The organism is Microcystis sp. M061S2, assembly GCF_020245605.1.
Taxonomy (GTDB): Bacteria; Cyanobacteriota; Cyanobacteriia; order Cyanobacteriales; family Microcystaceae; genus Microcystis.
Genome location: NZ_JADBUP010000055.1, coordinates 1 through 10784 on the forward strand (window position 1 = coordinate 1; position 10784 = coordinate 10784).

At 47.2% G+C, this 10784-nt stretch carries 9 protein-coding genes; all 9 read right to left on the reverse strand.

Features of this window, described 5'->3' with window-relative positions:
- Nucleotides 1–765: hypothetical protein (locus IM475_RS10135; protein WP_287727452.1), on the reverse strand; the 765-nt coding region annotated here is incomplete at its 3' end.
- Nucleotides 765–1847: a hypothetical protein gene (locus tag IM475_RS10140; RefSeq protein WP_287727453.1), complete on the reverse strand. Its 1083-nt coding sequence runs from the start codon at nucleotides 1845–1847 to the stop codon at nucleotides 765–767. The genes IM475_RS10140 and IM475_RS10135, both read right to left, overlap by 1 nt.
- Nucleotides 1847–2371 carry a hypothetical protein gene (locus IM475_RS10145; RefSeq protein ID WP_287727454.1) on the reverse strand — a complete coding sequence of 175 codons (525 nt, stop codon included), beginning with the start codon at nucleotides 2369–2371 and terminating at the stop codon, nucleotides 1847–1849. The genes IM475_RS10140 and IM475_RS10145 overlap by 1 nt, the downstream gene beginning before the upstream one ends.
- A complete protein-coding gene (locus IM475_RS10150; protein WP_287727455.1) occupies nucleotides 2371–3003 on the reverse strand; it encodes a hypothetical protein in 633 nt (210 codons plus the stop codon). The genes IM475_RS10145 and IM475_RS10150 overlap by 1 nt, the downstream gene beginning before the upstream one ends.
- Before the next feature lie 350 nt (nucleotides 3004–3353).
- Nucleotides 3354–5099: a hypothetical protein gene (locus IM475_RS10155; protein WP_287727456.1), complete on the reverse strand. Its 1746-nt coding sequence runs from the start codon at nucleotides 5097–5099 to the stop codon at nucleotides 3354–3356.
- Nucleotides 5099–5758: a phage adaptor protein gene (locus IM475_RS10160; protein WP_287727458.1), complete on the reverse strand. Its 660-nt coding sequence runs from the start codon at nucleotides 5756–5758 to the stop codon at nucleotides 5099–5101. Before IM475_RS10160 ends, IM475_RS10155 begins: the two co-directional genes overlap by 1 nt.
- A gap of 295 nt (nucleotides 5759–6053) precedes the next feature.
- Entirely contained in the window at nucleotides 6054–8228 is a 2175-nt protein-coding gene (locus IM475_RS10165; protein WP_287727459.1) for a glycosyltransferase, read from the reverse strand.
- A gap of 50 nt (nucleotides 8229–8278) precedes the next feature.
- Nucleotides 8279–8767 carry a hypothetical protein gene (locus tag IM475_RS10170; protein WP_287727460.1) on the reverse strand — a complete coding sequence of 163 codons (489 nt, stop codon included), beginning with the start codon at nucleotides 8765–8767 and terminating at the stop codon, nucleotides 8279–8281.
- A gap of 1 nt (nucleotide 8768) precedes the next feature.
- Nucleotides 8769–10784: hypothetical protein (locus IM475_RS10175; protein ID WP_287727461.1), on the reverse strand; the 2016-nt coding region annotated here is incomplete at its 5' end.

Genomic DNA, 10784 nt, shown 5'->3' on the forward strand with positions numbered 1-10784 from the left:
TGCCGACTCAGCCTTTTGAATAATTGGGTCGTCAACCAGCATTCCGGCCGTTGGCGTTGCGCCCAACTCTTTAGCTGCTTGGCGAATATTGCCAGCATTTGATTTCAATGGTTTTTGAAGTGATGAACCAATTTTTTGAATACCAGCGCCCAGCAATCCACCAAAGCTGCCTAAAGCTCCACCTACCGCAGCAGATTTTGTAGCCTCGCCCAAATCACCACTCTCGCCCAATCCTTGGATAAACCCTTGGCCAGTGCCAAAAGCGACTGATTTCCCGAGCGTTCCAAGTGCTGTTTTGCCCAAAGTGGCGGCAGCGGTTCTAGCAGCCAGCGGCCCGCTTCCAATAATTTGCACTGGAATGTCCAACAATCCAAGACGCTCAGATGAACGTCTTCTCTCCTCAACCTCAGCCCTTCGACCGCGCCCAAAGGCCTCGGGAATGTTTTTGGCTGCATTTATCAATCCACCCCCAGAGGTTGCGATTCCCAATCCTTCACCAATCGCTTGACCTGTTCCCGCTAAATACGGACCCACCCCGAGAATATCTGCCCCTTTTAAAAGCCCTTGCCCTAAAGCGGGCAAGAATCCCATTTGGGTGCTTTGTTTTGCTTTTTGTAACTCCGCGGCTGATGGCGGAGCTATTTTTTGAGGCGGCTCATCCGGAACGACAAGCCTAGCTCTTGCTAACTCATCGGGAGTCGGCGGGGCAATACGTCGAGCATTTTCCAATTCTTCAGGTGTTGGGGGCATGATTGGTTTTGCCATTATCGAGCGTTTCCTCTTCGGCGTCCTTCCATAATTACCAAAGCTTGAGCGTATGGAATGTTATACTGTTCAGACATTGCTAAGGCTTCAGGGTCTTGTCCGCCTGATCTTTGTGCCTTTTGTTCAGCACCCTGTTTTAATTGCTCGTTTTTTAAAGCGGCAGATTCATTTTCTCGTGTCGTTTTTTGTAGAAGTCCGCCAGGGCTGAGCGATTTAGTTTTATCGTCAGTTTGATTTTCAGCCAGCCTTGCCTTCCGGTATCCAACAAGGGAACCTTCGCCCTCCCCCTCATAGTATCTAACTTGGTCCATTGTGTCATTCAAAGACCTTTCAATAACATCAGCCTTTTTTCTAATTCTTTCGGCCTGCTGGTCGGGCGGTAGTTTGGGATTGAATGCTAACTGTGTAAATGCAATTCGATCCCCTTCAGTCACTTGGGTTCCAAGGGTAGCTTTCAAATCCTCAATCGACACTGAATCGACATTATTTTTAATGTCTTCAAGTTCTGATGACACAAGCGGTCCCACTAATGGGGTGCCAGCTGTAAATCTTGACACAATTCCTGGATTCAAATTTTGTAAACGATTAGCTTGTTCTCGTAGTTTTTCAATGTTGGCTCTAACTCTTTGCTCCCCTCCTCGAATAACAAGCTCGTCATAAGTTTTTATAAAATTACGATCAGCGGCGGCTTCGCCAACCGTCGGCTTGGGTCTAGCATTTAATTTTGCTTGTAAATCGGCTTGCTTGGTTAATAACTCAACGCCTTTAATTTTTTTATCAAGCTCTTTGGCGGGATCAATAAACCCTCGAGATTGCTCCGATCGAAGTTTATCAACTTCTAACTTCAATTTGTCTCTGTTTAAAACTTCCTCAGGTGACAAAAGGCTATCGTCTCGCGTCAGCGACCCATCGTCACCGATCCTTAGTCCGCGAGATGCGGCTTGAAGGGCCAAACTTTGTTTATTTTGAGCCTCAGCTTGTCGTGCCTTTTCTTGCTCCATTCTCAATCTGCGAGCGTCTTGAAAGCTTTGAGTGCCAGCCGTGAGGCCCGCACCAATCCCAGCAAGTAAACCGTTAGCCATTATCGACCCCCTAATGCGTTACCGCCTGCGCCGCCAATTTTTGCACCGACCATTGCTCCAGCCGGATTCCCACCACTAGCAGCAAAGCCAATAGCCGCTCCGGCAACCGTTGCAAGACCTGACCAAAAAGTGCGCTTAGCTTCTTTTCGTGCGGCTTCACGCTGTATTTTAGCGTTCATTTTTGCCCTTCGAACTGCGAGGCGTGTTTGATCAACAGCTTTTTGTTTTTGCTGCGCGCTTTGTTGCAACTGTAATCCCCTTCGGGTTGCATCAATTCCAGATTCTCTACGCATTTGAGCAAGCTGAGAATTCAAAGCTCTCTGAGACCTGTCCTCTAAAGCGCGTTCTTGACCAGGCGATGCAGTGAGTAGTCCAGCCTCGGCTTGATCTTTTTGAATGGCTTCCGCTTCCCTGGCAGGTTCGGACATGCCTTGAGCCCTTTCGAGCATCGCAGCATTTTCCATAAGTTTTGCATTGTTTAGAGTTGATTTGAACAATGCGTTGTCTTCTTTTGTTTCGTTCATTATGCCCCCGCCTTAGGTTTTGACCTAGCCCCATAAGCTTCAGCCGCAATTCCAGCAATTGATCCAATTCCTTGTCCAAGAGCGGCAGCGTCCGCTTGTTTTGAAGCCGATTGATTAAGTCTTTGACTCAAAGCATCTTGAGCCGATGCAAATCTATTCTCGGTATCTTGAGCAAGGCCTGAGAATGCCAAATCTTTAGAATCTTTTAATAGCTCCGAGCCTACGCCTCGAATTTCACGATTCTTTTGTGCAAGATTAGCAACCGCTTGAGCCTGGGCCTCATCTCGCCCCCTTTGTGCAAGCCCACCGTATAAAAGACCACGGGAAGCCATTTGCTCATCTCCTGAAACCATTCGTTCAGCCAATGCTCTACGGGATGCATCCCCTGCCCCAAAGCGAGCTTGCTCCACCGCATTTGTGATTTGCATTTCGCGGTCTTGTTGTTGTTTAGCTGCAACTTCTTGTGCTTTTGCTTCTTGAGCAGCAAGGGCAGCGGCGGCCGCCTCACGCTTCTTTTTTTCTTTTTCAAAAGCCCGCATTTGAGCCGAAAACATCGCATCAGCTGGACGCATCATGGCAGACTTTGGCTCTTTGGCTTTTGTTGGCATTTGGTTGGGCATTTTTGGTTTCATTGTTTACCCTCAAAATAATAATAAAGTGCATTGGCCCGAAGCTGAAGCCCGCAATGTAACAAACGTCTTGGTTAGTACTCGAGATGGCTGAGACCCATCATAAACAATAAGTGGTGACGTGGATCTAAGAATCAAATATCCGACCGGCACACGGTCTAATTGGTGCTCCACGACTGTATCCACGCCCGACCCACTGAAATTTACAGTTAATTGCACCGCGTTGAAATTGTCTGAGAAGGATAAATTGCCGTTTACAGCCTCTTGGACGTTTCTTGAAAACACCGTCACAAAGCGTTTTAGCGCGTCAAGCGTTGTCAAATTGTCCAAGAATGGGCTCGCGTTGATCTTCATTAGACCTTCCGCTGCATTCGGCCCTCAATCGTTAGCCCCTCAATGGTCAAGGCAAACGTGGCCGATGTGAAAGTGTACTCAATGCTTAAATTCTTGGATGGAATCCCAAACTCTTCACGAGATTGGAAGTTATCAAGCGAGATCGTCGCCGTGTGGGCAATCGTCTGAGACCCGTCGGCATCGTTATAAAACACAACTCCCATCGTCCCGCCGGGCACTACATTCGTATTGGTGTAGAGCCTACGCCATTGGGTTGTGACCGATTGACCGAGTAAATTGAAGTATTGAGTCTGAGCCTTGCAAACAATCGGTTGCCCGTTGTGCGCGGTCAATGTCGAACCTGTGAAGTGAATAGAACCGTTATATGAGCCGTAAAAGGCCGTCGGAGCGTCCAAAGCGCCTCGAATGATGGAAAGGCTAGAGGGCTCAAATCCTTTAAACGTAGTCCACGCCTTGGAGTAATAATCATAAATAACTGTCACGTTGTTTAGCGTTGAGCCGTTCACCGGAATCCCAAACCAAACCTCGTTTCGAAGTCGATTGTGGATCGCTACAGCGTTTTGTCGTGCGGCGTTGACGTTCATGTTCAAAAAGATCGGCTCGACAGGGGTTGATACAACCCTAGTACCGGCACCGTTGAATTCGACAACGCCCTTTCGATCCAAGAACAAAAGCACGTCCTCATAGACTGCAACGGCTCGGTTAGAAATACAGCCGTATTGATCTGAAATCTCGTTGATATCAAAAGTCTGAGGCGAATCGCCCGTGAGCCTATGAAATGAGCGCTCTTTGAAAATATACAAGCTTTGTTGATATGCCTTAAGGGCTGAAACCCTATCCCCGTCGTTTGTGCGGACTTCAAAGTTATTATTTTGCAGAATATTCTCAGGTTGGCCGGTCTCAGAGAATACAACCGAGCTTGCCGTCAAAGATGAGCCGGAGATATTTGTAAATCCGCCTTGGAAAAGACGGTTAGCGTAAATCTCAAAGAATTGCGGCGTAGCGGTCCAAAACACGGCCTCAGGCGCAATAAGTGCTGAAAGCGGGAGCCCCGTATCCACAAAAGTTGCCGACCCTGCCGGAACCGATCCAATTTGGAAATAATCTGCCCCTGATGGGCTTGTTCGATACAAGAGAATGGATGTGATCCCAAAGCCTGTCGGAGTCGTGAACCCGCTTAGTGCGATGTGAGCCCCAGTGGTTGAATTTGTCGCTCCAAACAAAACAGGCGAGCGAAACCCATATTGGGTTAGATACCCAACACCATATGAGAAGATCCCTGAAAATCCCGGAGTCGTGGCCCCTAAAGTGCCTGACAAAAGTGTGGGTGTACCGGCTGGGCACGAAAAGTTAGTCGATATCGTCCCATCCCACTTGAAAGTGTTTGATCCATTAGTGGCAAACATCAAATCGGTAAAAGTTACAAAATCAAAGATAGCGCCCGATGCAAGGCCCGATCTAAAAGGAGTCGGGACCGTGCCAGCTAAAAAGTACGCATTCGTATTGGCTGTAAAAATGATCTGAGAAAACCCTGAGAGTCGCTCAAATTCATAAAGCCCCGTGACGCGTCCCGTGACTGTAGCTCCGGTGTAAAAAGTGGAGCCTGGTGCTTTTGTCCAAGCTCCGGGAGTTGTGAAATCAAAATTCTCCAAAACTAGAGCTTCACGCTCGCCTGTCATGTAGCGGCTGACCTTTTGGTTTATGCCGCCAAAGTTCTGAAAAGAATCCTGCTTAAATTTCTCCATTAGAACAAGATCCCATACGACTCATAAAGATCGGTTTCATTAACACTTCTAGGTCTGTCCTCACCACGAGCTTGAGCATCGCGTTTTAACATGTCTTCATAGAATTGTTTCTTGTTCAAAAGCTTAGAGGCATCTCGGTCGTCTTTGATGAGCCCATCTTCAGCAGCCAAGATCGCAATTAACTCGTGATAAGTCTCAGGCACATCGGGCACTGAAACTTCCGTCAGCATATCCCCTACAAGATAAGAATAAAAAAGCCGCATTGTCTGAGGCGTTTGAGGAGGCGGAGCCAGCACTAACCGATTCTTTTTAAAGTAATAGTTAGTCGGCTGAGCGGGCGAGTACGTCAAAAGATCCATTTGGTTTAATGTGATCTGAGGCAAAGGGAACCTAGTCTCAGTGCGTGTCCCTGGATTTAAAACAATCTCTAGCCTGTGAAGCTTCAAGAAATCCAACGGTAGCGCATAAGAGCACGAGCTTGGATCAGTCATCGTCGAGACGCATTTCACATAGAAATTTTGCCCCGCTTGCAAAAGCATCTTTTGGACGGTGCGCTGCGCGTTATTTAAAAACACCGTCACTTGAGGCTTTGTGAAATAGCCAAACTTTAAATCATCCAAAAGGCTCGCAGTTAGATTCTGCAATTCGCCCAAATTCATAGACACCCCTCACAATCCACCCAAGTGGGCGGCGTGTTCCCCTCGTTTACAGGACAGCATGGTGCCCAAATGCCATCCTCAGGCCACAAAAACCCAAATGTGTTTAGTCCCAGGCCCTCAACAGCATCGTTTGCCGTCAGGCCCCAATCTATCACTGCCTCCGGGGCAATGATCGCTTCAACTGGATTTGCCATAAGGACATTGTAACTTTAATCAAACCAATTTTCACCGATGAGCAAAAAAACCAAAGCTACAACAATAGTAACAAATCCTGACCACATGTAGAATTCAGCCGTCACAAATCAAATTCCTTTATCCATTGTTTTGCTACAGACTCCCATGAAAACTCGTGCGGGTTAATGGGTGCAGGCACAGGATTGTTTAATTGTTCGAGGACTGCTTTAGCGTAAAGCTCCTCGTTTCCTCGAGGGTGCTCATCTAGCATAATGTTCTGCTTAAATTGCCCCATCGTATAGGGCAGCGCTCCAATCGAGCGACCTACACCCCGACAACCGGTTAGAGCTGCTTCAAGGGCTGTGATGCAGGATGTCTCGATAAAATCGGCTGGATAGAGCCACACAGCGGACTTTTGGAACCATTCGGTCAATTCCTTTTGAGTTACGTTTCCATGAAAGTGCACCCAATCGCGCTCCTTGATCATCCCCTCAAGCCGGTCAGCCTCTTTGGCCATTCCAAACTTTCGCATGTTCTCAAAGCCATAGAAGCAATGAAACTGAATCGCGGGGTTAGTTTTACGAGCAATCTCCAAGATATTGATGCAGTGCTCTAGGCCTCGGTCCGGTGAACTAGAGAAAATTACCGTGTTTAAATCTTTTTTAAATTGCTGAAGCTCAAAACGAGTTGGATCAATCCCGTTTCTTGTCAAAAACATCTTAGATGGGTCAACTCCCTGCATGGCAGAGGCATAATCCCTGTGGAAGGGGCTTAGAACCGCGATCTTTGCATCAATCTTGTCGATCCCAGGGGTAATGAGGTCATGGCACCAAACGACTTGATTGGAGCCCTTTTTGACCGTGTGACGCCAAGAGATATGAAGTTTAGGGTCGTTTTCATAGAAGTAGTTCACAACCTCACCGTTAGAAATGTATTCCACATTCCCAAACGTCTTTGGTGCGGTGCGGTAGTTGAACACTTTGACCTTTCGGTTGGTCAAACGGGCCAAATGATGCGCTAGGTGAACGGCGGCTGTTTCGCTTCCACCGATTCCGCGCTCTTTTAAAACCTGCTCATCCCATTCATAAAGATTTGTCCCTGGGTGGCACGAAATCACAATGTCATCTGTTTTTTTGACGTTTAAAACAGCCGTGGGCTTATTCTTCTTTAACTCGTCTTCTGTAACCTTAACCAAATCCCAGGCTTCTTTTGTCTGAGAATAGTTTGCTGCCTTGTTGAAATGGTGAAGCGCCTTCTCATATTGCCCCATTTGAGCGTAAATCCTGCCCAATTGAGAATGGGGATAGTCCGTGTAACACGTTTTAGCTGAGAAGATCGCTCCACCCCAGCCTGGTTTTGAGGCATCGTGATATGCGCACTCACTTGCGGCCATATACATGGGAATGGCCTTTTGAGCGGCGTTCATCTTCACATAAGCATCCCCAATTAGAACAAAAAATTCAGCCCTTTCCGGTGCAAGCTGTAACCCTTGGTGGGCTAGTTGAATGGCCTTTTCAAATTGTGACAGCCCCAAAAGTCCAAAAGCTGCGTATTGGATACCTAAAGTTCTATCGTGAATCTCCATTTGAGGATCTGCTACAGCTTCAACTAAGACCTTAACTGCGTCGAAGATCTGGCCTGCCTCAAAGAGTTCCTTGCCATGGTAATACTTAAGCCTTGGGGTCATCTTGTCTTTATTGCGCTCAAATAGTGCAAGATTCCGGCTTCGATCCTGGGCTAGATCACTTTCTGATCTTCGATGCGCCACAGTCCAAGTCCCAATATGATTCATCTTAGGCGGTGGGGTCACAAATGCGGGGTTAATTCCCTCGTGTACAAAGTCACGCCATTTAAACCCAAGACCCCAACGAACAGCCCGTTCCCTGATAAACGAAACAATTGGGTTTTTATTCTTATCAAACCCGTAGTGGTAAACCGCAAACCAATAGTCGCTTAAACCCATGGCGGTATCGCGCCATTTGATAAAAGCCTCACGGTTTTGGAGAGCGTCGTCGGCATCAAGCCACATCTTGAATTCACAGGTTCCGGGTTCAAAGGATGCGTTTCTGGCCGCTGAGAAATCATCGCACCACTTAAAATGATGCAAATGAACCGGCGTATTAGCGGGGTTTTTCCTATCACCCCACGATTGTAAAAGCTCAATTGTGCCGTCCACTGATCCTGTATCGGTTACATGAATCTCATCAAAGCAATCTTTGACTGATTCAAACAGCGGCGGAAGGTTATGTTTCTCGTTTTTAACAATAAGATGCAGTGAAATAGTCGGACGTTTCATAGTAGTGCCCCCTTATCCAGAGGGCACTCTAAATTCACACGATTTTCAAATCAAGTTTTCGTGGCAGCGGTCGCGTTATTCGACAATTGCTTGGTGCGAATCACGTTTGTTCCGCCTCGATCATAGATCAACCAAGTGCCAGTGGACTTCTCAAAGGTCGCATTGCCTTCCCAAAACTCCAAAGATCGCTTCAAGAATCCAATAACCGTTGTGGGATCAACCGATGTTGAACCAATCGAGTCGTTGTTGTTCACAATTCCACCGACCCGCTCATCAACTGCTTGGATGGGGTCAAGAACAACCCTTGTATATCGACTTGAGCTAGGAGCCCCTGCACCCCAATCGACTTGACCAAAAACAGCTAAAGTTGCGCCATATGTGAAGCGGTAAACCCCACTTGCAGCCGGTGATTCAGTGATCCCAGGAGGAATAACTGTCGCGCCATTCTCATTCACAAAAAGAGTGAAAGTTGGCGCTAGGCCTGCAAATGTATTCAAAGGATTTGAGGAATCAGCCGGGCTAATCCAATAAGTTTTCATTTTATAGCTCCACCGCAATCATTACGACGTTGGTTGTGTATGTCGCGTTAATCAAATCTACGTCTGCGTAGTAGGTGTTTCGACCTGGAATTGGTCGCCAATCAAAGCAAACATGAGGATTTGCGTTAAAAATATCAAAGTTGGCGCCCGCAGCCCTCAACGCAGTCTCAGTCCGAGCGACCAATATCGGGTTAGCGGCATTGCGCCGAACTAGGAAAGAATATCCAGCCAAAACACCGGATCCGGCTGCTGTTCCAATTGCAATCGGAGGACCGGAAATAGTGCTTTGAAAAACAAACATAATCGGGGCACCAGAACAATCAATCGTGAGTTCCATTACTCGAGCTTGAACCCCTGGGCCAATTGCTACTCCGTTAATCCACGCGTTTGATACGGCTGAACCTCGGAATTCATCCGCTAAAGCTGAACCGTAGTTAGCAATTTGCCGACCGGCTACATATAGACCGTTCAAATCCGCAGGTATCTTTCGTGGCTTTAAAGCTTGTCTTGGAATGGACCTTTCTTTTAATCGCTTCCCGTCAATGATCCCGTTTCTAAAATCAACAGACGAAAATGGAGTTCGAAGAGTTTCAATAGGTTTAAAGCTATTGATGATTTCAGCGCCTTGGATCTGTAAAAGCGATGTTCCAGCCTGAACTGTCAATTGCAACGAGTTGGGACCAAAGCTTGGGAGTTGAACGATTTGGTTAAACGGAACTCCAAAAGATGCACCATTGACCGTTGCAATGTAACTTGTGCCAGCATTTTGAATTCCATTGAGAAGAATTCTGTCTCCAAAAAAGTCTAACCTTGCAGAAGCGGGGGCTGCGTTGTTTCGATACTGAAGCCCTGAAAATGTCGTGGCACCTGATGAAACATCTGGGAACCAAGAGCCATCATAAACAAATTCATCGGGCAAAATCTTTTCGACCAATCCACGAGAGGGAGCCCATGACAGCGTTGCCCCATTGGTTTGAACTGCTGTTTGAGTTTGCTCTAAGCGAGCCAGTTCGCCACCGACCATCGTTGGTCCGCGATGCCGATACAATTTAATGCGAGTTAGACCAAACTTTTCAGTGCTAGATAGTGTCGCGCCTGTTTGCCATGCGATCGACAGCCCATGTTGACCAATCCCAGCGTTTGCTAAAACTGGGAAGCTGAAATATCCACCCGTGACACCAGGTACAATGGTCCCGGTAAAGGTATTTAAGCCATCAATTCCAAATTGATATCCTAAAGTATTGCCAGTGCCGGCTGAGTAGAATTCAACTTCAGCCGCTTCAAAATCACCAATTAGAGCAAGCGAAACGCCGCCCACAAATCTTTGCACCCACATCATTGGAGTTGGGTTAAACCCAGCCGTTTGAAAGTTAGATTGAATTATCCCAGTGTTTGAAGTTGTAAACACCAACTCGTTTGTTGGATCTTTAAACCCAATAACGCGGTTACCCACGTTCTCTGAATGAACAAAAATAGTCGTCGAAGTGCCCAAACCACCGCCACCTGAGGTCGAGGTTGTTTGATACATGTAGTTTTTAGGCTCCCAAATGCCCGCTAGTTCGAAGCGATTGGGATCAATGGCAAACGATGGCCCTGAGACAAAAGCCTGCGTTATGGTGGCTCCTGAGAGCGTAAACGGAAGTGTCGTTCCAAGAGTCAAAACATCACTAGATTGGTTTAAAACAAAGCTTTGAAGAATCGTTGAGCCTTGTTGAATCATCACACCCGATCCAAGTGGGAAACTTCCACCAAGACCCGTCCCAACGCTCACTAGGTTAGTACCTGTCGAACCCGATGCAGCAGCTGAAATAACCGGAACTTGATAAGTCGAAACGGCATAAGAGCCGCCCGTGATTTTGCGGAAGTTATGCACCGCACCCAAGTGAACAAGTGTGGAGCTTAGCGTCGCAGGCACCGGAAGTGCTGCCGCAACAATGGACTCGACCTTGTTTTTGTTCACATAGGTTCGGCCTGGACCCGCTTCGATATTGTTTGAAGCGTTCTCAGAATAAACAAA

What these genes read in the sequence shown, in the direction of transcription:
- IM475_RS10165 (WP_287727459.1), bottom strand. Translation starts at nt 8,228, where the DNA reads ATGAAACGTCCGACTATTTCACTGCATCTTATTGTTAAAAACGAGAAA.
- IM475_RS10155 (WP_287727456.1), bottom strand. Translation starts at nt 5,099, where the DNA reads ATGGAGAAATTTAAGCAGGATTCTTTTCAGAACTTTGGCGGCATAAAC.
- IM475_RS10170 (WP_287727460.1), bottom strand. Translation starts at nt 8,767, where the DNA reads ATGAAAACTTATTGGATTAGCCCGGCTGATTCCTCAAATCCTTTGAAT.
- IM475_RS10160 (WP_287727458.1), bottom strand. Translation starts at nt 5,758, where the DNA reads ATGAATTTGGGCGAATTGCAGAATCTAACTGCGAGCCTTTTGGATGAT.
- IM475_RS10140 (WP_287727453.1), bottom strand. Translation starts at nt 1,847, where the DNA reads ATGGCTAACGGTTTACTTGCTGGGATTGGTGCGGGCCTCACGGCTGGC.
- IM475_RS10150 (WP_287727455.1), bottom strand. Translation starts at nt 3,003, where the DNA reads ATGAAACCAAAAATGCCCAACCAAATGCCAACAAAAGCCAAAGAGCCA.
- IM475_RS10145 (WP_287727454.1), bottom strand. Translation starts at nt 2,371, where the DNA reads ATGAACGAAACAAAAGAAGACAACGCATTGTTCAAATCAACTCTAAAC.